The organism is Herbiconiux sp. (assembly GCF_023264895.1).
Lineage (GTDB): Bacteria > Actinomycetota > Actinomycetes > Actinomycetales > Microbacteriaceae > Herbiconiux.
The window spans coordinates 1-21,020 of sequence record NZ_JAHFUY010000042.1 but is presented as its reverse complement, the minus strand read 5'-3'; the positions used below and the strand labels follow the sequence as shown (position 1 = coordinate 21,020).

Genomic DNA, 21,020 nt, shown 5'->3' with positions numbered 1-21,020 from the left:
GAGGGAACGGAGGCCCGCGGGTGCGGCGTGGCGGAGAGGACCCGTCGTGGTGTCGGAGGTGCCGGACTCGAGCACCGTGAGGGTGTCGGTCCAGCCTCGGGCGAGCCCGCGAGCGGTCCAGTCGGCGACGACCCCGGCGAATGACGAACCGCCCGGCGCCGTCGCATCCGGCCCTGTCGCATCCGGAACCGTGAAGTAGGCCGCCCCCAGGTCGACCGGCCGCCCGTGCAGTCGTCGCCCGGACATCCGCCCGCCGGGTCGCCGCCCACGATCGACGACGGTCACGGGCACCCCCGCCTCGCGGAGCGCGAGCGCGCAGGCGAGCCCCGCGATGCCGGCACCCACCACGAGGACCCCGCCCGAGGATCCGTCGAGCGCGGCCGAGGGGCGGGGGGGTTCCGGGGAGTCCATGCGTCCATCCTGCCCCGCGCGCCCTGTGCACGCGGCGGGAGCGTGTCTACGGTGGGGCTGTGACCTCCCCCTCCGAACGCACGCGCTGGGTGTTCGCCGGTCAGCTCGGCCCGCTCTTCGACGACGGGGGACCGATGATGATCGTCGAGGCCCGCTCGGTGTTCGGCCGCCGGCCGATGCACCGCGCCAAGGCACACCTGCTGCTGTCGGCCATGCGGCACCGGGCGGCGGCGCTCGGCGACCGGGTGGAGCACCACCGGGTGGAGCGCTACAGCGAGGTGATCGAGGGCCGCGACGACCTCGAGGTGATCGACCCCACCTCGTGGTCGGCCCGCCGTTTCGTGCGGCGGCACGGCCTGCACGTGCTGCCGAGCCGCGGCTTCGTGACCCCGGAGCCCGAGTTCGCCGAGTGGGCGGCCTCGCGCGCCGGCAAGCGCCTGCTGCTCGAGGACTTCTACCGCACGGTGCGCGAGCGCACCGGCATCCTGATGCGGGGCGACCAGCCCGAGGGCGGCCACTGGAACTACGACCAGGACAACCGGCAGCCGCCGCCCAAGCACGCCGCGCGGCTCGGGCTCCCCGACCCGTGGTGGCCGGTGGAGGACGACATCGACGAGGAGGTGCGCGCCGATCTCGACCGCTGGCAGCGCGACGGGGCGGTGACCCTCGTCGGCGACGACGGCCCGCGGCGCTTCGCCGCGACCCCCGAGGAGGCCGAGCAGGCGCTCGCCGACTTCGTGGAGTCGCGGCTGAACGACTTCGGGCCGTTCGAGGACGCCATCCTCGGCGGCGACTGGACGATGGCGCACTCCCTGCTGAGCGCTCCCATGAACCTGGGGCTCCTCGATCCGCTGCACGCCGTCGAGACCGTCGTGGCCGAGTACCACGCCGGCCGGGCGCCGCTCGCGAGCGTCGAGGGCTTCACCCGGCAGATCATCGGCTGGCGCGACTACGCCTGGCACCTCTACTGGCACCTCGGTGAGACCTACCCCACCCGGCGCAACGCGCTCGGCGCACACGAGCCGCTGCCGCCGGCGTTCCGCGAGCTCGACCCCTCGGCGGTGGAGTCGAACTGCCTGCGCGAGACGCTCGACGGCATGCGGCGGCACGGCTGGGCGCACCACATCCAGCGGCTCATGGTGCTCGGCAACTGGGCGCTGCAGCACGGCTACGACCCGGTGGCGCTCAACGACTGGTTCGTCGACATGTTCGTCGACGGCATACCGTGGGTGATGCCCGCCAATGTCATCGGCATGTCGCAGCACGCCGACGGCGGCCTCGTGGCCACGAAGCCCTACGCGGCGGGCGGCGCCTACATCAACCGGATGTCGGACCACTGCTCCGGCTGCGTGTTCGACCCGGCGAAGCGGCTGGGGGAGGACGCGTGCCCGTTCACCGCCGGCTACTGGGCGTTCCTCGACCGGGTCGAGCCGCGCCTCGCGGGCAACCACCGCATGGCGCAGCCGCTCGCGGGGCTCCGCCGCCTGGCCGACCGCGAGGCCGTGGTCGACCAGGAGAGGCACCGCGAGCGGTGGTGAGCCGGGTTCGCCGGAACCGGGCTCGTCCGCCCGTGGGCGCGGCTCAGTACTCGATGCGGCCGTGCCGGTTGTGGAACTCCCCGGTCGGTCCATCCGGCCCGAGGAGGGCGAGGGCCACGGTCGCGTCCGTGCCCTCCGTGACGGTCTGGTGCCCGCTGTGCCGGTTGAAGTCGGTCGCCGTGTAGCCGGGGTCGCTCACGTTCACCCGGAAGCCAGGGAGGTTCTTGGCGTACTGCACGGTGAGCGCGATGACGGCCGCCTTCGAGGCGGCGTAGGGCACGGCGGGCACGGGGAACTCGTCGTGACCCTCCGTGCTGAGGAAGCGCGGCCAGCCGACGCCCGAGGCGACGTTGACGATCACGGGCGCCCCCGAGAGCCGGAGCAGCGGGAGGGCGGCCTGGGTGACCCGCACGAGGCCGACCACGTTGGTGTCGAGCACCTCCTCGAGTGTCTCGGCCGAGAGGTCGTCGACGCCGAACGAGCGGCCGAGGATGCCGGCGTTGTTCACGAGCACGTCGAGCTCCGGCAGGCTCGCCAGCGCCGCGTCGACGCTCGCCTGCTGCGTGACGTCGAGCTGCACGACGTGGGCGCCGAGCGCCCTGGCCGCCTCGCCGTTCGCGGTGTCCCGCATGCCGGCATAGACCGTGTGGCCCGCCTCGAGCAGGCGGCGGGCGGTTTCGAGGCCGAGGCTCTTGTTGGCCCCGGTGATGAGTGTCGTTGTCATGCCTCCACCCTGCGACCCTCCGGCTGGAGCGCCCAGGCCCCGCTCGACAGGGGGACCGGCGGTACCACCCTCGCGAGGCCGGCAGGGCGCAGGATGGAGGCATGAGCGAATTCGCGACCGTGCTGCGCGCCTGGCGCGACCGGGTGCATCCGGCCGACGTGGGTCTGCCCGCGGGTGCCGGCCGCCGCACGACCGGGCTGCGGCGCGAGGAGCTCGCCGCGCTCGCCGGGGTGAGCGTGGACTACATCGTGCGGCTCGAGCAGGGCCGCTCCACGCATCCGTCGCCGCAGCTGCTCGGCGCCCTCGCCCTGGCCCTCCGGCTCGACGAGAGCGAGCGCGAGCACTTCTACCGCGTGGCCGGGGCCGCTGTGCCCTCGCGCGGCGTGGTGCCCCAGCACGTGAGCCCGGGGGTGCAGCGCATCGTCGACCGGCTCGGCGACGTGCCCCTGGCGGTCTTCACCGCGAGCCACGACATCCTGCTCTGGAACCCACTGTGGGCGGCCGTCACCGGCGACCCGTCGCGGTGGACGGGTCTCGACCGCAACCTCGTCTGGCGCCAGTTCACCCGGGGGCACGAGGGCGTGGAGTTCGACGACCGGCACGAGGAGGAATTCGCGAGCGACCTCGCCGCGGATCTCCGCACCGCCCTGGGCCGGTACCCCCGCGATGCCGGCCTCGCGCAGCTCGTGCAGCGGCTGCGCGCCGAGTCGCCGGAGTTCGAGCGGCGCTGGTCCGAGGTGAAGGTGGCCGAGCACCGCTCGAGCCGCAAGACGATGACGCGCACACCGGCCGGGCCGATCACCCTGGACTGCGACGTGCTCACGGTGCCGGGAGGCGACCTGCGGCTCGTCGTCTACACGGCCGCACCCGGCAGCGACGACGAGCAGAAGCTCGCCCTGTTGCGGGTGACGGGCCTGCAGGCCCTCACGACGTCTCCCGCCTGACGGTCACGGCGCGAAGGCGGGCCAGGCCGACGCCGCCGCGTCTTCGCGAGGGTGCCACCGGCCGCCCTGGGCGCGGAGTGGGGCGGGCAGGGGGGCGAGCGGTCGCGCGGCAGCCCGGTCGAGCAGGGCGTCGAAGCCCGAGCGGTCGGCGGTGTTCGCGAGGTAGCACTCGAGCAGCTCCGCCGTGGCGAGAGCGTCGACCGAGGCGCGGTGGGCGCCCTCGAGCTCGATGCCGAAGACCTCGCACAGGTGGGCGAGCGAGCGGCGGGAGCCCGGGAGGTAGGTGCGGGCGAGGCGCTGCGTGCAGAGCGCCGCCGGCGCCGGCCACGGGCGGTAGCCGATGAGCTCGAGCTCCGCCGCGAGGAACCGGAGGTCGAACCCGGCGTTGTGGGCCACGATGACGCGCCCGCTCAGCAGCTCGAGCAGCTGCGGGGCGATGTCGGCGAAGGAGGGCGCGTGCTCGAGCGTGGAGCGCGAGATGCGGTGGATGTCGGAGCGGCCGACCGAGCCGTCTCCCGCGATCAGCGTGTCCCACCGGCCGGTCACCACGCCATCCGGATCGGAGTGCACGACCGCGATCTCGAGCGCCCGGGCGCCGGAGGAGGGAGCCAGGCCGCTGGTCTCGAAGTCGATGGTGGCGAAGCCCCTGCTGATCATGCTGCTCGCCTTCCCTCCGCCCGATGACGGCCGCACCGAACTCCGGCGCGCTCACGACGGTAGGTGCGGCCACCGACATCGGCGCCGCCCGGCGATGGGGAGGTGTCCCCATCGCCACCTCGGAGGCATCCGGCCATGATGGATCGTGGAGGGGGACCATGAGCGAGACGACGGCACCGGACGAGGGCACCACGGTCGGCGGCAGGCGTCGCGCCCGGCTCCTCATCATCGTCATCGGCATCGCACTCGTCGTGCTCGGGATCGCCGCCGCCGTGGTGTGGTCGGTGCTCCGCACGGCACACGGGCCCGCGGAGGCCGTGCGCGACTACGCCGCGCTGATCGCGGAGGGGGACGCCGACGCGGCCTCCTCGCTCGTGGATCCGGTCGCCTGGGCGGAGGGCCGGGAGGAGGTCGCCTCGGTGCTCGTGAGCGACGAGGTGCTCGCGAGCTCGCTCGAGCCGTTCTCGGTGCTCGACATCGAGCTCGGCGGCGATGCCACGGCCGATGCCGCCGTCGGGAGCACGGTGCTGGTCGAGGTCGACTACGCGGTGGGCGACGAGCGCGGGCGGGCGGCGCTGCGGGTCGAGCGGGAGGAGGACGGCCCCTTCGGCGCCACGCGGTGGCGCGTCGTCGATCCGCTCGTCGTGCCGATCGCGGTGGAGTCGAACGTGCCCGCGGTGGGGCCGGCGATCCTCGGCGGGGAGCCGATCGAGCTCAGCGGCCCGTCGTTCGCGGGCGCCGAGCAGCTCGTCGCTCTCGTCTACCCGGGCGAGTACCAGGTGATCGCGCCCGAGCGCACCTCGTTCTCGGCGCCGACCGAGTACGTGCTGGCGCTCTCCGACGCGGAGCCCTCGGTCCAGGATCCTTCGGCCGGTGCGGCCCTCCCACCGGCGGCGGAGGTGCAGCTGTGGTTCGATCCGACGCCCGAGCTCGTCGACACCGTCTCCGAGGCGCTCGACGAGCACCTCGACGCGTGCCTCGAGGAGGCGACCGCGATGCCCGACGACTGCCCCGCCGTGCTGGCATACCTCGGCCGGAACGTCTCGGCCCTGACCATCACCGACCGGCCCGAGATCGACGTGCTCGGCGCCGTGGGGGTCGACTACGTCGACGGCGTTCCGACCCGCTCACCCGTCGGGCTGAGGAGCACGATCGGCGTGATCGAGTACACCGGGGAGGACGGCGCCCGGCGCGACGAGAGCTTCCGGGTGGTCGCGGATCTCGTCGTGCAGGGCGACACGGTCGACATCGTCTTCCGGTCCGAGGCATGACCGACGCGCCCCGGCTGCCCGTCGTCAGTCTGGAGCTCCTCCTCGATCCGGCCACGGAGGCGCGCATCCGGGCGGAGTGGGAGGCTCTCGCCGGTGCCGGGCTGTCCAGCCTCGCCGGGCACACGGCCGCGAGCAACCGGCCGCACATCACGCTCCTCGTGCGGACGTCGCTGACCTCGCCGGCGGCCGAGGCTCTCGCGGCGGGGGTCGCCCTGCCCCTGCCGCTCGAGCTCGGGGCCCCTCTGCTGTTCGGTTCGGGGGACCGGCGGGTGCTCGTCCGCTCCGTGGTGCCCTCGCCTGCGCTCCTCCATCTGCACTCCGTCGTGCACGAGCTCGCCGGGCCGGGCGACGACGCGCCGCACACGCGGCCCGGAGAGTGGACCCCGCACGTCACCCTCGCCCGCCGCCTCCGCCTCGACACCCTGCCGGAGGCGCTCCGCCTGCTCGACGAGACGGCCGACGAGGCGGCCGACGATGCGACGGATGCCGGCCCGGATGCCGCGTCCCAGCGGCGCAGCGCCGCAACGGCCCTGCGTCGCTGGGACGCGGCATCGGCCACCGTCACCGACCTGCTGTGACGCCTTCTCAGCGGCGGCGGAGGGTGTCGCTCGGGTACTCGCCGAAGCGGCGGCGGTAGAGGCTGCTGAAGCGACCGGGGTTGAGGAAGCCCCAGCGGTGCGAGACGGCGGCGACCGTCGGCAGGGTGCCGCCCTCGGTCTCCGGGCCCGACAGGAGCTCGGCCCGGGCGGCGACGAGGCGCACCTCGCGCACGTGCTCGAGCGGGGTCTGGCCGATCTCGCGGCGGAAGGCGATCTGCAGCGAGCGCACGCTCGTGCCGGCGGCTTGGGCGAGCTCGGCGGCCGTGATGGGGTCGCGCAGGTGCTCGTCGATGTGCGCCCTCGCACGCCGCACGATGGCGGATTCGCCGACCGACCCGATCTTGGGCGTTGCGAGGCCGAAGACGGCCGCCGTGGTGAGCAGGAGGTGCCGCAGGGCCTGGTCGGCGGCCAGGCCGTTCGTCGGCGAGCTCCCCGAGAGGAAGTGCCGCCGGTGGAGGCCGAGCGTGTCGCGGAGGTAGCGCTCGGCGGCGGGCGACTCCGGGCGGAGCCGGGTGAGATCGAGGTCGGGGGCGTCGGGCAGCGCCTCCCGGGTCACAGCCCGCAGGCGCTCGACCGATCCGAGGCTGTAGGTGCGCGTGATCGTGTGGTGCAGCTCGACCCTCGTGGTGCTGCCCGTGGGCAGGAGGAACAGCCCGCCGTCCGACAGGTCGGTCACGTCGCGGCCGCGGTGCGCGACGAAGCGCCCGCGCGGGACCTCGCTCACCACCACGTTGCGGTTCGGCTCCGAGTCGGTGGCGAGGTCGGCCCCGAAGCGGAGCTCGGTGAACGAGACGTCCGATCCGAACACCGACTGCTGCCGGAACACGATCTCCCGGCCCCGGAGCCTCGCCCGGAACCCGTAGGCGCCGTGGATGGCGTCGGACGCCTCATCCCGGTCGGCCGTCTCGAAGTCGATCCTCGTCAGTGTGCTCGTCATGCAGCAGTCCCTCCGCGCATCCTTGCAGCCACGGTAATACACTCCAGGCGTTCGTTTTCCGTCCACCCGTGCGCGCGGCGTCCGGAAACGCCCCCGTGCATGCGGCGGCCGAACGGGGGCACGACACCCGTCGATCTAGCGTGTTCTGACAGTGTTCAGCACCTCAAGGAGAACGGATGACGCAGGCGGAGCTCGAAGGAACCCGGACCGGGACGACGACGGCGGAGTGGAAGCACGGCGCGTGGCGGGTCGCGACACCCGGCGGGCCCGATGCCACCGAGACGCACGTCGACCTGAGCGCCCTTCCGGGGGACGTGCGTCTCGTGCTGCCCCGAGCCGTGCAGGCGCACCTCGACGAGGCGGGGGTGCAGGATGCGGCGGGCCACGTCGTCGCCGCGGCGGCGAGCCGGGGCGCGGCGGCGCGGCTGCTGCGCTCCAAGCGCATGGGCGAGAGCGACATCGCACGCTGCCTCGGCGTTTCGCTCGAGGCGATCCGGCCGCATCTGCCCGGCTCGTCCCGCTGATCGGTGAGAATGGTCGTGTGAAGGTCCTCTCCATCCAGTCCGCCGTCGCCCACGGGCACGTCGGCAATTCGGCAGCCGTGTTCCCCCTCCAGCGCATCGGGGCGGAGGTGCTGCCCGTCTACACCGTCAACTTCTCCAACCACACGGGCTACGGCGCGTGGCGCGGCCCGCTGATCTCGCCGGAGGACGTGCGCGAGGTGCTCCTCGGCATCGAGGAGCGGGGCGTCTTCCCCTCGATCGACGTGGTGCTCTCGGGCTACCAGGGCGGGGTGGGCATCGGTGACGTCATCGTCGACGCCGTGCAGCGCGTGAAGGCGGCGAACCCGGGCGCGATCTACGCGTGCGACCCGGTGATGGGCAACGCGAAGTCGGGCTGCTTCGTGGCACCCGAGATCCCGGACCTGCTGCGCGACCGCGTGGTGCCCGTGGCCGACATCATCACGCCCAACCAGTTCGAGCTCGGCTACCTCACCGGCACCGAGCCGTCGACCCTCGAGTCGACCCTCGTCTCGGCCGACCTCGCCCGCGAGATGGGCCCCTCGACAGTGCTCGTGACGAGCGTCGAGCGCCCGGACCGCGATCCGGAGACCATCGAGATGCTCGTGGTCGACGACGCGGGCGCGTGGAGCGTGCGCACCCCCTTCCTGCCCTTCAAGGCGAACGGATCCGGCGACGTCACGGCCGCGCTCTTCACCGCCCACTACCGCGCCACCGGCCAGGCGGCCGTGGCGCTCGAGCGCACCGCCTCGAGCGTCTTCGACCTGATCGAGCTGACCTACCGCTCGGGCGAGCGGGAGCTGCAGCTCGTCGAGGCGCAGGAGTCGTATGCGCACCCCCGGCTGCAGTTCGCGGCCGAGCAGGTGCGCTGAGCCGTGACGCCTCCCGCCTCCCGCCGCCCCTGGTTCCGCCGGCCAGGTCGTGTGGTGCTGCTCGGCGTCGTGGCGGTCGCGGCGGCCGGAGCCATCGCGTTCGTGGCGAGTCCGTGGCCGGCGGCCATGCTCATCCGCGCCATGTTCGAGCAGGGCGCGCGCACGACGGTCTCCGAGATGGAGCCGTACACGCCGACGACCGGGGTCGACGAGACGCTCGACATCCCCTACGGCGACGCGGGGGCCTCGACCTCGTTCGACGTCTTCTCCCCGGCGGGCGGAGACGAGCCACTGCCGACCGTGGTGTGGATCCACGGCGGCGCCTGGATCTCGGGCGAGAAGAGCAACGTGCGGCCCTACGTGCGGATGATCGCCGCCGAGGGCTACACGACCGTCGCCCTCGACTACTCGATCGCCCCCGAAGAGATCTACCCCACCGCCCTCACCCAGCTCAACGATGCGCTCGCGCACCTCGTCGAGCACGCCGAGGAGCTCCGCATCGACCCAAGCCGCATCGTGCTGGCGGGCGACTCCGCGGGGTCCAACCTCGCGAGCCAGCTCGCGGTGCTCACCACGAATCCCGACTATGCGACGCTCCTCGGCATCGCGCCGGCCCTCACCGCCGAGCAGCTGCGCGCCGTGGTGCTGAACTGCGGCATCTACGACGTCTCCGGCATCCCGGACGCTCCCGGCATCGCCGGCTGGGGCTTCCGGATCGCGCTCTGGTCGTATCTCGGCGAACGCGACTGGCTGCCCACGGCGGGCGGGCAGGAGATGTCGACGCTCGACTACGTGACCGCCGACTTCCCCGCGACCTGGATCTCGGGGGGCAACGACGACCCGCTCACCACCACGCAGTCCGAGCCGCTCGCCGAGAAGCTCAGCGGCCTCGCCGTCGACGTGACCCCGGTGTTCTACCCGGAGGACCACCTCCCGAAGCTCCCGCACGAGTACCAGTTCCACCTCGACTACGAGGACGCCCAGACCGCGTTCGGCTCGACCATCGAGTTCCTCGACCGGGTCACCGCCGCCGGATGACGCGGACTGCACCGGGCGCGGCATCCGCCGCCCGCTGGGGCCGGCTCTACTTCGCGCTCCAGGCCCTCGGGGGAGCGGCGTGGTGGGTGGGGGTGTTCACCGTGCCCGCCGTGCGCGCGGCGACCCTCGGCGGCCTCGAGCCCGTCCCCGTCGCGGCCGCCGACCTGCCGCTGTTCGTGGGCGCCTCCGCCCTCGCCGCGCTCGGGGTGCGGTGGGCCGCCGCCGTCGCGACGGTCTGGACGCTCCTGGTGGCGGCAGCCCTCGCACTCTACGCGACCGTGACCGGCGAGGCGGGCTGGGGCGTGCTCATCATGGCGGGCGCCGCCGGCGGATCCCTCGTCGCGCTCACACTCGTGCTGCTCGGGCGCGTGCCCACCGAGTGGGCCGTGCGCGGGCCGTTCGCCTTCCGCTTGAACGGAACGGGGCGCACCAGAGGGTCGGATGTGCTCCGCACCTTCGCGCAGATCGCCGTCTTCTGGGGGCTCGGCCTGGTCGTGGTGCCGATCGTCATCCGGATGCTCGAGCAGCGCTGGGCGGTCGGCCTGGCGTTCCCGCCGGCCGCACTCCCCGTCGGCATCGTGCTGCTGGTGCTCGCGAGCGCCCTCGGCATCGGCTCGGCCGTCGTCATGTCGACCCTCGGCGAGGGCACGCCGCTGCCCTCGGCGATGCCGCACCGCCTCGTCATCGCGGGCCCCTACCGCTGGGTGCGCAACCCCATGGCCGTCGCGGGCATCGTGCAGGGTGCGGCCATCGGCCTGATCCTCTCGTCGTGGCTCGTGGTGGCCTACGCCGTGGCGGGCGCCCTCGTCTGGAACCTCGTCATCCGCCCCCACGAGGAGGCCGACCTCGCCCGGCGCTTCGGCGCCGACTTCGCCCGCTACCGCGCGGAGGTGCGCTGCTGGCTGCCGCGCCTCCGGCCCGTCAGAGCGACGCCACGTCGATGAGCACCTTGCCCACGACCCCCGACTCGACGGCGTCGTGCGCGGCCGCGGTCTCGGCGAGGGGGAAGCGGGTGAGGGGGAGGCCCGCCGCCTCGCCCACGGGCAGCGCGCCGTCGGCCAGGGCCGCCGTGATGTCCTCCGCGGCGGCCGAGAGCGCCTCGGCGCCCACGGTGTAGAGCAGCAGGAACTGGTAGCGCACGTTGAGGGCGAAGTGGCTGCGCACGTCGATCGTGACCTGGTCGCCGCCGTTGTTGGCGTAGACCGCGACCGTGCCGTGGTTCGCGAGCACGGCGGCGTTGAGGGCGGCGTTCTGAGCGGGTGAGACCTCCACGACGATGTCGACGCCGTCCGGGGCGATCTCGCGGATGCGGGATGCCGCGTCCTCCTCGCGGTAGTTCACGATCGCGTCGGCACCCGCCGCCGTGGCGAGGGCCGCCTTCGCGTCGGAGGAGACCGTGGAGATGACGGTCGCGCCGGCCCAGTGGGCGAGCTGGATCGCGGCGTGCCCGACGGCCCCCGCGCCACCGGCCACGAGCACCGTGCGGCCCTCAAGTGCACCGGGGGAGAGGCGCGACGGGCCGCCGTCGTGCACGGTGAGCGCGCGGTGCGCCGTCATGGCGGGCACGCCGAGCGACGCTCCCACGTCGAACGAGACGTCGTCGGCGAGCTTGACGACGCGCTCGACCGGCACCACGGCGAACTCGGCGGCCGAGCCGCCGGGCCGCTGGTACGCCGAGAGGAACATCCAGACCCGGTCACCGGGTGCGATGCCGTCGACGCCCTCGCCCACGGCGTCGACCACTCCGGCGCCGTCCTGGTTCGGGGTCTGCTCCCCGGCATCCTGGACGTTCGAGGTGCTGCCGGCCCGGTTCTTCCAGTCGGTGGGGTTCACCGCCGAGACGGCCACCCGCACGCGCACCTCTCCGGCACCGGGCTCGGGCACGGGCCGCTCCACGAGCTGCAGGACATCGGACGGGCCGTTCTCGGAATACACGATCGCTCTCATGCCTCCATCCAACTCCCGGAGGCCCGTTCCGCATTCCGCGGTTCGCCCGCCAGCCCGGACAGCCCGGCCGCCAGCCCGGCAGACAGCAGGGCCGCCAGCCCGGCCGGCTACGCGGTGCGGGCGTCGGCCTCCTGGGCCGGCGTGCCCGCCCACTCGACCGCGAGGGCGTCGAGCGAGAGCCCCAGGGCGCGCGCGAGCGACGCGACCACGCCGAAGGCCGGGCTAGGCAGACGCCCGGTCTCGATCTTGCGGAGCGTCTCGGGCGAGATGCCCGCCTGGGCCGCGACCTCATTGAGGGAACGGCCGGATCGGGCTCGCCGCAGGGTCTCGCCGAGGCGCCGGCCGGCCTCGAGCTGCTCGGGCGTGAGGGGTGCGCGAACCATCATGGGGGACTCCTGCGATCGGATGCCGGTGGTATTTTCATACCGCAAATCGGTATTATCATACCAGCATGATCGAACTCCACACCCCCGCCGAGATCGAGCGGATGCGCCCCGCCGGCGCGTTCGTGCGCGACACCCTCGCGAAGCTCTCCGCTCAGGTCGCGGTGGGCGTCAACCTCCTCGAGCTCGAGGAGGCCGCCCGCCACGAGGTCGCCGAACGCGGCGCCGTCTCCTGCTACTGGGACTACGCCCCCTCCTTCGGCGACGGCCCGTTCCGGAACGTCATCTGCCTGTCGGTGAACGACGCGGCCCAGCACGGCCTGCCCCACGACTACCGGCTGCGCGACGGCGACGTGCTGAGCCTCGACTTCGCCGTCTCGGTCGACGGGTGGGTCGCGGATGCCGCGGTCACCGTGATCGCCGGGCGACCCGATCCGGCCGACCTCACCCTCATCCGCTCGACCCGCGAAGCGCTCGACGCCGGCATCGCCGCAGCCCAGCCCGGCAACCGCATCGGCGACATCTCGGCCGCCATCGGCGCGGTCGCCGCCGCCTACGGCTACCCCGTGAACCACGAGTTCGGCGGGCACTCGGTGGGCCGCACGATGCACGGCGACCTCTTCATCTGCAACGACGGGCGCGCGGGCCGCGGCTACCGCATCCGCCCCGGGGTGGTGTTCGCGCTGGAGCCGTGGTGGGCGAGGACGACGTCGCGCATCCGGATGGACCCCGACGGCTGGACCGTGCGCTCGGCCGACGGCAGTCGCGCGGCCCACACCGAGCACACCCTCGCCGTGACCGAGGAGGGGCCCCTCGTGCTCACGGCCTGACCGGTCGGCCCACGATCGCACCAGGAGATGGCGCGGAGGCATCCGGTGCCCTACCGTGAGCACGAGGGGGAGTCATGGGGAGATCCGGAACCGCGCACCTGAAGCCCGCCCGCGACCTGGTGGCCGAGGGCGAGGAGCACGCCGCGGTGCGTGCCACGTTCGTCAAGCACGCCCTCACCCGCCTGCCGCTGATCGGCTCGCTCGTGATCACCATCAACCTCTTCGTGCAGGTGCGCGGCGACGTGGGGCTCGCGGTGGCCGTGGCCCAGAACCTCACCTTCGGCGGACTCCTCGTGGTGGTGCTGCTGAATCTGGCGGTCTACATCATCATCGGGGTGATGGTGGCGGCGATGCCGCTCGTGTTCGACCGCGAGTACAACTTCTGGACCAGGGTCGTGGGCGCGGCGATCCTCCTGCTGCTCTCGGCGGTGCTGTTCAACACGGCGTCGTGGCTGCTGCTGGTCGGGCTCGCCGCGGTGTTCGGGGTCATCGGCGCGATCGTGCTGCACGGTCGCGCGAAGCCGGCACCGCTCGTCGACGCGGTGAGCGTGCGCAGCTCGCTGCAGAGCCCCACGCCGCCGCTCGACTCCGGCCTCCGCGCGATCTGGGCGGAGGGGCGCGCGATGCTCAGGATCGTGTCGCCCACGGCGCCGCCGGTCACCGAGGCCGAGACCGCCCTCGATCCCGTTCCCGCCCCCAAGCCGTTCGCCGAGATCGCCGACGAGTGGAACGCCCGCACGGTCGCCCTGCACGATCCCCGGGCCAAATCGATCACGCGCCTCGCGTTCGCCGGCATCATCGGCTTCGTCGTGCTCTTCGGCCTCAACATCCTCACCCAGCCCATCCGCTTCGCCCCGCTCGAGCTCGTCGCCCTCGACGGCGGCACAGCGCGGTCCGGCTTCGTGCTGCTGCAGGGCTCGGGCGGTGTCTTCGTGCCCAACCCGTTCGGCACCGTCGAGTTCATCACCGCCGCCGACATCACGGCACGCGACCTCTGCGAGGACGTGCCGCGCTGGTGGTCGATCTCGCCGATCGAGGCGCTCTCGCCCGGCGCCCCGAGCGGCGTCGACTGCACCGGCAAGTAAGAAGCTCAGGCGGTGTAGTCGTTCGCCCAGCTGGTCCGGGGCCGGATGAGGAAGACGGCGAATCCGCTGCGCTCCTCGTACGGCGCGCCGGTGTAGACCTCCGAGATGCGGTCGACGATCACCATGGCCTCGTCACCCACGATCCGCCGCGACACGACACCGCGCACCGTCGCCATGTCGAGGGGCTCGTCGGGCCGCGTGACCGAGAGCGCCGCCCGCGGATCCCGCTGCAGGTTCTCGTCCTTCCGGGAGCCCTCGATCATGAAGACCGCGAGCTCGTCGCCCTCGACCCCCACCCACACGGGCACCGAGTGCGGCGACCCGTCCGGCATGAGCGTGGCCAGATGCACCACGGCGGCACGCTCGAAGTGCGGCCGGACCTTCTCGAATGACGCCATCAGCGATCCCCTTCCACGAGGTCCTGCAGCTGACGCACCACGAGATCCGGGCGCGTGATGAACGGATGATGTCCGGTGGGCACGTCGGCCGTGCGCGTCGCCCGGGCGGCGTGCCGGCGCTGCAACCCGACCGAGGTGCTGCCGTCGTCGGTGCAGACGAGGTAGGTCGAGTCGACGCCCTCCCAGCCCGCCGTGCTCGTCGGTGTCACGAACGCCGCCGCGGACTGGGGTGCCAGACGCTCGAATGCCTGCCGTTGGAGCTCGCTGTCCGCATCCTGCAGGAACCGCGCCCCGAAGCGTTCGGCGTCGTAGCCGTCGAGCTGGAGGAGGCCGTCGTCGGTGGCGGCGATCTGCACCGGATCGGCCTCGCCGCCCATGATGTCGCTCTGGGAGACCCCGGCGTCGGGCAGGTAGGAGGAGATGAGGAGCAGGTGCCGCACAGCGGGGTGCGCGCCGGCCTCGGCGAGCACGGTGCCGCCGTAGGAGTGGCCCACCACGATGGCACCGCCTTCGGTGTCGTCGAGCGCGGCTCGCAGGGCCGCCGCATCCGCCACGAGCCCGCCGGACGGGTCGTCGCGGGTCTCGCCGCACGACGGCAGCAGGAGGGCACGGCTCCGGATGCCGGTGCGCGCCTCGAGCAGGTCGGCCGTCGGCCCCCACCACCAGGCGCCGTCGCGCACGAGGGCGCCGTGCACGAAGAGGAGCTCCATCGAGGTGCTACTCGCCGTCGCGCTGGTGGGTGAAATCGCCGCTCGACGGGTTGGAGTAGGCGGAGCGCTTCGGCTCCGCGTCGGGGTCGTCCGCCTCTGCGGTGTCCTTCTTGTCGTAGAACGCCGCGTCGGCGCGCTCCTGCTCCTCGCGCCCGGCGGCCTTCTCGCGCTCGGTCGCCTCGTCGGAGCCGCTCATGATGGGTTGGTCCTGCGTGTCATCGCTCATGCTCGTGAGAGTAGCCCGGCCCTGCGCATCCCGCATGCGGCCGGCCCCGAGGTTCGCTGTCAGCGTCGGCGGTCAGTCCCGGCGGTCGGCCCGCTCCGGTGGCTCGCCGTGTCGGGCGACCTCCGGGAGACCGCCGTGATCGGGCGCCACGTGCTCCAGGATGCGCGACCACTGGGTCACGAGGGCGAGCGCACCGCCCGAGGAGACCCGCACGACCGTCGACGAGGGGATGCGGTCGCGGTACCAGTGCCCGTCGTCGACGCCCGCGTCGGTCGCCTCGTCGGCGTAGATCAGCTTGACGTCGGCGCGGATCGTGCCGAGCTCGTCGGCCCACGAGGTGTCGGCGAGGGCCTCGTGGTCGAGCTCGGCTCCCGCACCGCCCTGCGCGGCGGCCTCGTCGAGCATGCGCTGCAGCCGGTTGCGGAGGCCAGGGCGCTCGAGCAGGCGGTCGCCGGGGGAGATGCCGAGCAGCTCGAGGCCGAACGGCGGAGACAGTGCCGAAGACGTAGACGGTACCGGGTTGGCTTCGTCGCCTGATCCGGATCCGGTCGCGCGGGGTGCCGGCGTCTGGAACACGGCCACACGATCGACGAGCTGCGGATGCCGCGCGGCCAGCGAGAGCGCCACCATGCCGCCGGTTCCCCAGCCGACGACCCCGGCGGTGCCGTAGGCCGCGGCCTGCGTCTGCTCGGCGTCGTCGTGGGCGGCCGAGAGGTAGGCGGCGAGCTCGTCGGCCCGCCGCTGGATGGTCGCACGGGCCCCCGGCGTCGCTCCGTCGTTCGACGGGTCTCCGGGTGAGAGCGCATCCGGCCCGGGGTCTCCGGGTGCCGGCGTCGCGCCGTAGCCGGGGCGGTCGAGCGCCACGAGGTGCACGCCCCACCGGCTCGTGACCGTCGGGTCGGGGTCGAACATGCCGCCACCGGGCGTCGGCAGGCACAGCAGCACGAGTCGTTCGGCGAGCGGATCGCCGGCGGCCGACAGTCCCACGACGTCGCCGGAGCGCAAGGTGGTCAGGTGGTGCGCCATCGTGCTCCCGTGTCGTGCTCTCTCGAAGTCCCCACCCTCTCTTCTACAACCGCAGAGCCGATCCGCACACCCCTTGACCGGGCGGAGGGCGGTCTCGAGGGATACCCTTCGTGCATGACGAACGATCCGACGGAACCGACCGAACCGCCGCGCCGCGACTCCGACGCGGGGCTGCCGAAGTACGTCATCATCGGCGTCGTGGCCGGGATGCTCGCGGGGGCGGTCGGCGGACTCGTCGTGCCGTCGCTCGGTGTGGGCTTCGGGCTCAGCATCGGGATCGTCGTGGGCATCGCGCTCGGCGTGGCCCTCTGGTTCGCGCGCCGCGGCGGCGCCCGGCCGTAGCGGCGACCGCGAACGCCGCCGCCGCAGATCGCCTACCGCGAACGCAGCTCCAGGTACTTCGCGATCAGCGACTTCGTCGAGGAGTCCTGCGACTCGAGGGCCGCAGCGTCGCCGTCGACCGCGGGAGCGATCTCGAGCGCGAGCTGCTTGCCGAGCTCCACGCCCCACTGGTCGAACGAGTCGATGCCCCAGATGGTGCCCTCGGTGAAGACGATGTGCTCGTAGAGCGCGATCAGCTGCCCCAGCACACCCGGCGTGAGCGCAGGAGCGAGGATCGAGGTCGTGGGCCGGTTGCCGCTGAACACGCGGGCGGGCACCACGGACTCCGCGGTGCCCTCGGCGCGCACCTCGTCGGCGGTCTTGCCGAAGGCGAGGGCCTTCGTCTGCGCGAAGAAGTTGGCGAGGAAGAGGGCGTGCACGTCGGCGCCCGGCTGCACGGCCTTGCCGTCGCCCGTGGCATCCTTCAGCGGATGCGCGGGGTCGGCCACCGCGATGAAGTCGGCCGGGATCAGACGCGTGCCCTGGTGGATGAGCTGGTAGAAGGCGTGCTGCCCGTTCGTGCCCGGCTCGCCCCAGAAGATCTCGCCGGTGTCGGTCGTCACGGGCGAGCCGTCCCAGCGCACGCTCTTGCCGTTGGACTCCATGGTGAGCTGCTGCAGGTAGGCGGGGAAGCGGTGCAGGTACTGCGCGTAGGGCAGCACGGCGTGGCTCTGGGCGCCGAGGAAGTTGGAGTACCAGACGTTCAGCAGCCCCATCAGCACGGGCACGTTCTGCTCGAGCGGCGTGGTGCGCATGTGCTCGTCGAGCGCGTGGAAGCCGGCGAGGAACTCGCGGAACCCGTCGGGGCCGATCGCGATGGCGACCGAGGTGCCGATGGCGGAGTCGACGGAGTAGCGGCCGCCCACCCAGTCCCAGAAGCCGAACGCGTTCTCGGGGTCGATGCCGAAGGCGGCGACCTTGTCGAGGGCGGTGGAGACGGCCACGAAGTGCTTGGCCACGGCGGAGGTGCGCGCGTCGTCGTCTCCCGCGGCGATGGCTCCGGATGCCTCGAGCTGCTCCCACAGCCACTCGCGGGCCAGGCGCGCGTTGGTGAGGGTCTCGAGCGTGCCGAAGGTCTTCGACGCGACGATGAAGAGCGTGGTCTCGGGGTCGAGGCCCGCGGTCTTCTCGAAGATGTCGGAGGGGTCGATGTTGGAGACGAAGCGGCATTCGAGGCCGGGCTGGACGTAGGGCTTCAGCGCCTCGTAGACCATGACGGGCCCGAGGTCCGATCCGCCGATGCCGATGTTCACGACCGTCTCGATGCGGTTGCCGGTCACGCCCGTCCACTCGCCGGAGCGCACGCGGTCGGCGAAGGCGTAGACCTTCTCGAGGGTCGCGTGCACCTCGGCGTCGATGTCGGCGCCGTCGACGGTGAAGCCCGCGGGCGGCTCGAGCTCGGCCGTGCCCGGTGCGGTGCCGGCGGGGCGGCGGAGGGCGGTGTGCAGCACCGCGCGGTCTTCCGTGACGTTGATGTGCTCGCCCGAGATCATCGCCCGGTAGCGGGCGGCGACCCCGGCGTCCTCGGCAAGCTGCAGCAGGTGAGCGAGGATCTCGTCGGTCAGCAGGTTCTTCGACAGGTCGACCGTGAGGTCGGCCGCCTGGAAGGTGTACCGCTCGGCGCGGTCGCCCTCGGCGGCGAACCAGCCGCGGAGATCCGGGGTGAAGCCGGAGGCCACCCCCTCGAGCGCCTTCCAGGCCTGGGTGGCGGTCGGGTCGATGGGTGCCGATTCGGGCATCGCGTTCTCCTGCGTTCTGGACGGTCCGGTGCCACGAGCCTAGCGCCGCTAGTCTGACGAGCGGGGATCACGGGCGGGATCGCGATCGGTGATCGCGGGCGGTGGTCAGGGCGTCGATACAGGTGCGGGGGAGCGCGGATGAGGACCACGACGAGGGTGGCGGTCGTCGACGACCACGAGCTGGTCGCGATGGCCGTGCAGGGCCTCGTCGAGTCGGGCGAGGGGCTCGAGTTCGCGCGGCACGCCGCCTCGGTCGGCGAGCTCGTCGGGCCGCTGCTCGACGCCGACCTCGTGCTCCTCGACCTCAGCCTCCGCGACGGCAGCGAGCCGGGCGAGAACGTGCGACGCATCCGGGAGTGGGGGGCCGACGTGCTCGTGCTGACCTCCGGCGAGGATCCCTACCTCGTGCGGGCGGCCTCCCGCGCCGAGGTGCTCGGCATCGTGCGCAAGTCGATGCCGAAGGAGGCGCTCGTGGCCGCCCTCGTAGCGGCCTCCCGGGGCGAGATCGTGCCGAGCACCGAGTGGGCCTCGGCGCTCGACTCCGACCCGCTGCTCGACGGCGCCCCGCTGACGGCACGCGAGCGCGAGGTGCTCGGCCTCTACGCCTCGGGTCTCGGCGCCCGCGAGGTGGCGGCGCAGCTGTTCATCTCGGAGAACACCGTCAACGACCATCTCCGGCGCATCCGCTCGGTCTACCACCAGATCGGGCGACCGGCCGCCACGAAGATCGAGCTCTACCAGCGCAGCATCGAGGACGGCTTCGTGAGAGCACCGCGTCGTGACTGAACCCGCGACCGGGAGTGGGGCCGTCGCCGGCCCGGGTGAACGGTCCGCCCGCCGCATCCTCATGCTGTACTCGGCTCTGCTGATCGTGATCGTGCTCGTGGTGCACCTGGGGTTCGCGTCGCAGGGCGGGCTCGACGGTTACCCGCCGTGGTCGATCCTGCTGGGCTGGCTGGCCGCCGTCAGCACCGTCGTCGCCGGTGCCGTCGCGCACCGGGTGCGGGATGCCACGCTGCGGGTGCTCGCGATCGTCGCGGTCATCGGCTACCTGGCCACCGTCGTCACCTACCCGGCGGCCGTTCCGGCCGAGGGCGTCGAGCGCATCCCGTGGACCCTCTCCGCCTCGGGCGCCGCGGCCGCCGCCGCACTCGTGGCGGGAGGCCGGGGTCTCGCCTGGGGCGTGGTCTCCGTGGGGCTCGCCGCAGGCCTCGGCTACCGCACGCTCTACGGCGGGCTCGATCTCGACGGCGTCGTCAACGACCTGCAGGCGCTGCTCACGGGGGCGGTGATCTGCGTGCTGGGCGGGCACGTGCTCGCGGTGGGCCGGGGACTCGACGAGGCGGCGGCCTCGACCACGGCGGCCACGGCGGCCGAGGCGGCGGAGCGCGGCCGGCTGGCGGCACGCACCCGTGCTGCGGCGATCGTGCACGACGAGGTGCTCGCCACCCTGTCACTGGCCGCCTCGGAGCTCCCGGTGCCGCGCGATCGCCTCGCCGAGCAGGCGAGGGCCGCCTCCACGCTCGTGACGCGGCTCGCCGAGGAGCAGGGTGGCGGATCGGTGTCGCTCCGCACGGCCCTCGCCGACGAGGCCAGGGCGCACGGCGCCTCGTTCACCGTGCGCCGGGAGACCGGCCCGGGGGAGCGGACAGCGGGGCACCCGGCGGCGAACGGTCTGGGACGACCGGCCGTGCTCCCGGGCACCGGCGGAGCCGCCTCACCCGCGGTGGTGGAGGCCCTGCTCGGCGCCACCCGTCAGGCCCTCCGGAACAGCAGCAGGCACGCGCCGGGTGCGGCCCGCGGCGTGGTCCTCGTCCGCTCCGACGACGGCATCCGGGTCGACGTCGTCGACGACGGACCCGGCTTCGACCCGGCGGAGATCGCCGACGACCGCCTGGGCATCCGGCAGAGCATCGTGGCCAGGATGGAGAGGCTCGACGGGGGGAGTGCCGAGATCGACTCGGCACCGGGCCGTGGAACGACGGTGCGGCTGCAGGCGTCCACCCCATCCGCGGAGCCGCTCGTTCCCGCCGACGGCCGCGACGCCCTGCGCACGGCTCTGCGGGTGATCGCCGTCGTGTTCCTCGTCACCCAGGTCGCCTCGGCCGTGCTCGCCGCCGTCGCGGTGCCCGGCTCCTGGCCGCTGCAGCTCGCCGTGCTCGCCTCCGTGCTGCTGGCCGCCGAGATCCTCCGGCGCTCACCTGACCTGCTGCCGCTCCGTGGGCGCACGACACTCGTGGCGGCCCTCGCGGGCGGCAGCTTCCTCTCGGCGGTGGCGGCGGCGTTCATCGCACCCCGGATGCCGTTCTCCTACGGCACCCTCTGGTTCGCGGTGGCCTTCGCGTTCCTCCTGGTGGCCCTCGCCCTCCGCCGACGGATCGCCGTGGCCCTCGCCGGCACGGCGGTCATCGTGGGAGTGCTCGTGGGTGCCGGGACGCTCGTGGGCGCGCCGGCCGGTCAGATCGTGCAGGTGTCTGCGCGCCCGGTGGTCGTCGTCGCCCTCGCCCTGACGCTGCTCCTCGTGGTCGAGCGGCAGCAGCGGCGCATCGCGGTGCTGCACCGCGGCGCCGTGGCCTCGGCCGAACGGGAGAGCTGGAGCCTCGCGGCCCGCACCGAGCTCACGGTCCGCGTCGGCGACGTCGCCCGCACGGCCGTGCCGCTGCTCGACCGCATCGGCGCCGGGGAGGAGGCCACCGACGCCCACCGGCACGAGTACGCACGCTGCGAGGGCGAGCTCCGCGACGGCCTCCGCGCCGGCGCGCTCGCCCGCGAGCCGCTCACCC

Annotated in this window: 24 protein-coding genes; 13 read left to right on the top strand and 11 right to left on the bottom strand. The window is 73.2% G+C overall.

The window, feature by feature from the left end:
* Positions 1–411, bottom strand: a 411-nt coding sequence (locus Q0D57_RS09530; RefSeq protein WP_291042177.1) for an FAD-dependent oxidoreductase, incomplete at its 3' end; no start/stop codon positions are given.
* A gap of 59 nt (positions 412–470) precedes the next feature.
* Here Q0D57_RS09530 and Q0D57_RS09525 point away from each other — a divergent pair.
* Positions 471–1,949 (top strand): cryptochrome/photolyase family protein, encoded by a 1,479-nt coding sequence (locus tag Q0D57_RS09525; RefSeq protein WP_291042174.1) that lies wholly within the window; start codon positions 471–473, stop codon positions 1,947–1,949.
* A 43-nt stretch (positions 1,950–1,992) separates the two neighbouring features.
* On the opposite strand, the gene Q0D57_RS09520 is transcribed toward Q0D57_RS09525, so the two are convergent.
* Positions 1,993–2,673, bottom strand: a complete 681-nt coding sequence (locus Q0D57_RS09520) for an SDR family NAD(P)-dependent oxidoreductase (protein ID WP_291042171.1) — start codon at positions 2,671–2,673, stop codon at positions 1,993–1,995.
* 101 nt (positions 2,674–2,774) lie between these two features.
* Here Q0D57_RS09520 and Q0D57_RS09515 point away from each other — a divergent pair, with 101 nt between their 5' ends.
* A complete protein-coding gene (locus Q0D57_RS09515; protein WP_291042168.1) occupies positions 2,775–3,617 on the top strand; it encodes a helix-turn-helix transcriptional regulator in 843 nt (280 codons plus the stop codon).
* A 3-nt stretch (positions 3,618–3,620) separates the two neighbouring features.
* Here the strand turns inward: Q0D57_RS09515 and Q0D57_RS09510 are convergent, their stop codons facing one another.
* Positions 3,621–4,274, bottom strand: coding sequence for a 3'-5' exonuclease (locus Q0D57_RS09510; RefSeq protein ID WP_291042164.1), 654 nt, complete (start codon positions 4,272–4,274; stop codon positions 3,621–3,623).
* Between the two features lie 158 nt (positions 4,275–4,432).
* On the opposite strand from Q0D57_RS09510, the gene Q0D57_RS09505 reads away from it, so the two are divergent.
* Together Q0D57_RS09505 and Q0D57_RS09500 are read left to right on the top strand one after the other, a co-directional pair.
* The gene (locus Q0D57_RS09505) at positions 4,433–5,545 is read left to right on the top strand and encodes a hypothetical protein (RefSeq protein ID WP_291042160.1); all 1,113 of its coding nucleotides are present in this window, start codon (positions 4,433–4,435) and stop codon (positions 5,543–5,545) included.
* Complete coding sequence (locus Q0D57_RS09500; RefSeq protein WP_291042157.1) at positions 5,542–6,123, top strand: 2'-5' RNA ligase family protein; 582 nt, start codon at positions 5,542–5,544, stop codon at positions 6,121–6,123. The genes Q0D57_RS09505 and Q0D57_RS09500 overlap by 4 nt, the downstream gene beginning before the upstream one ends.
* Before the next feature lie 7 nt (positions 6,124–6,130).
* On the opposite strand, the gene Q0D57_RS09495 is transcribed toward Q0D57_RS09500, so the two are convergent.
* Complete coding sequence (locus tag Q0D57_RS09495; protein WP_291042154.1) at positions 6,131–7,081, bottom strand: helix-turn-helix transcriptional regulator; 951 nt, start codon at positions 7,079–7,081, stop codon at positions 6,131–6,133.
* A gap of 176 nt (positions 7,082–7,257) precedes the next feature.
* Here Q0D57_RS09495 and Q0D57_RS09490 point away from each other — a divergent pair, with 176 nt between their 5' ends.
* The 4 genes from Q0D57_RS09490 to Q0D57_RS09475 are packed head-to-tail and all read left to right on the top strand — an operon-like array spanning position 7,258 to position 10,456.
* The gene (locus Q0D57_RS09490) at positions 7,258–7,605 is read left to right on the top strand and encodes a hypothetical protein (protein WP_291042151.1); all 348 of its coding nucleotides are present in this window, start codon (positions 7,258–7,260) and stop codon (positions 7,603–7,605) included.
* Positions 7,606–7,622: 17 nt separating this feature from the next.
* Positions 7,623–8,474, top strand: coding sequence for a pyridoxal kinase PdxY (gene pdxY / locus Q0D57_RS09485; protein WP_291042147.1), 852 nt, complete (start codon positions 7,623–7,625; stop codon positions 8,472–8,474).
* Between the two features lie 3 nt (positions 8,475–8,477).
* On the top strand, positions 8,478–9,512 hold the full coding sequence (locus tag Q0D57_RS09480) for an alpha/beta hydrolase (protein ID WP_291042139.1): 1,035 nt from the start codon (positions 8,478–8,480) through the stop codon (positions 9,510–9,512).
* Positions 9,509–10,456, top strand: a complete 948-nt coding sequence (locus Q0D57_RS09475; RefSeq protein WP_291042134.1) for an isoprenylcysteine carboxylmethyltransferase family protein — start codon at positions 9,509–9,511, stop codon at positions 10,454–10,456. Before Q0D57_RS09480 ends, Q0D57_RS09475 begins: the two co-directional genes overlap by 4 nt.
* Here the strand turns inward: Q0D57_RS09475 and Q0D57_RS09470 are convergent.
* Positions 10,434–11,459 (bottom strand): NADPH:quinone reductase, encoded by a 1,026-nt coding sequence (locus Q0D57_RS09470; RefSeq protein ID WP_291042131.1) that lies wholly within the window; start codon positions 11,457–11,459, stop codon positions 10,434–10,436. The two genes, Q0D57_RS09475 and Q0D57_RS09470, sit on opposite strands and share 23 nt — an antisense overlap.
* Before the next feature lie 107 nt (positions 11,460–11,566).
* Entirely contained in the window at positions 11,567–11,842 is a 276-nt protein-coding gene (locus tag Q0D57_RS09465) for a helix-turn-helix transcriptional regulator (protein WP_291042248.1), read from the bottom strand.
* A 68-nt stretch (positions 11,843–11,910) separates the two neighbouring features.
* On the opposite strand from Q0D57_RS09465, the gene map reads away from it, so the two are divergent.
* Positions 11,911–12,672, top strand: coding sequence for a type I methionyl aminopeptidase (gene map, locus Q0D57_RS09460; RefSeq protein ID WP_291042128.1), 762 nt, complete (start codon positions 11,911–11,913; stop codon positions 12,670–12,672).
* A 74-nt stretch (positions 12,673–12,746) separates the two neighbouring features.
* Positions 12,747–13,757, top strand: coding sequence for a hypothetical protein (locus Q0D57_RS09455; RefSeq protein WP_291042125.1), 1,011 nt, complete (start codon positions 12,747–12,749; stop codon positions 13,755–13,757).
* A 5-nt stretch (positions 13,758–13,762) separates the two neighbouring features.
* On the opposite strand, the gene Q0D57_RS09450 is transcribed toward Q0D57_RS09455, so the two are convergent.
* From Q0D57_RS09450 to Q0D57_RS09435, 4 genes are all read right to left on the bottom strand, one after another.
* Complete coding sequence (locus tag Q0D57_RS09450) at positions 13,763–14,155, bottom strand: TIGR03618 family F420-dependent PPOX class oxidoreductase (protein ID WP_291042122.1); 393 nt, start codon at positions 14,153–14,155, stop codon at positions 13,763–13,765.
* Positions 14,155–14,865, bottom strand: coding sequence for an alpha/beta hydrolase (locus Q0D57_RS09445; protein WP_291042118.1), 711 nt, complete (start codon positions 14,863–14,865; stop codon positions 14,155–14,157). The genes Q0D57_RS09450 and Q0D57_RS09445 overlap by 1 nt, the downstream gene beginning before the upstream one ends.
* A gap of 7 nt (positions 14,866–14,872) precedes the next feature.
* On the bottom strand, positions 14,873–15,091 hold the full coding sequence (locus Q0D57_RS09440) for a hypothetical protein (RefSeq protein WP_291042115.1): 219 nt from the start codon (positions 15,089–15,091) through the stop codon (positions 14,873–14,875).
* Between the two features lie 72 nt (positions 15,092–15,163).
* Positions 15,164–16,117 carry an alpha/beta hydrolase gene (locus Q0D57_RS09435; protein ID WP_291042113.1) on the bottom strand — a complete coding sequence of 318 codons (954 nt, stop codon included), beginning with the start codon at positions 16,115–16,117 and terminating at the stop codon, positions 15,164–15,166.
* A 114-nt stretch (positions 16,118–16,231) separates the two neighbouring features.
* On the opposite strand from Q0D57_RS09435, the gene Q0D57_RS09430 reads away from it, so the two are divergent.
* A complete protein-coding gene (locus Q0D57_RS09430; protein WP_291042110.1) occupies positions 16,232–16,459 on the top strand; it encodes a hypothetical protein in 228 nt (75 codons plus the stop codon).
* A 32-nt stretch (positions 16,460–16,491) separates the two neighbouring features.
* Here Q0D57_RS09430 and pgi read toward each other — a convergent pair whose 3' ends face one another.
* Entirely contained in the window at positions 16,492–18,237 is a 1,746-nt protein-coding gene (gene pgi, locus Q0D57_RS09425) for a glucose-6-phosphate isomerase (RefSeq protein WP_291042107.1), read from the bottom strand.
* A 138-nt stretch (positions 18,238–18,375) separates the two neighbouring features.
* On the opposite strand from pgi, the gene Q0D57_RS09420 reads away from it, so the two are divergent.
* Positions 18,376–19,023, top strand: coding sequence for a response regulator transcription factor (locus Q0D57_RS09420; RefSeq protein ID WP_291042104.1), 648 nt, complete (start codon positions 18,376–18,378; stop codon positions 19,021–19,023).
* Positions 19,016–21,020: ATP-binding protein (locus tag Q0D57_RS09415; protein ID WP_366518599.1), on the top strand; the 2,005-nt coding region annotated here is incomplete at its 3' end. The genes Q0D57_RS09420 and Q0D57_RS09415, both read left to right, overlap by 8 nt.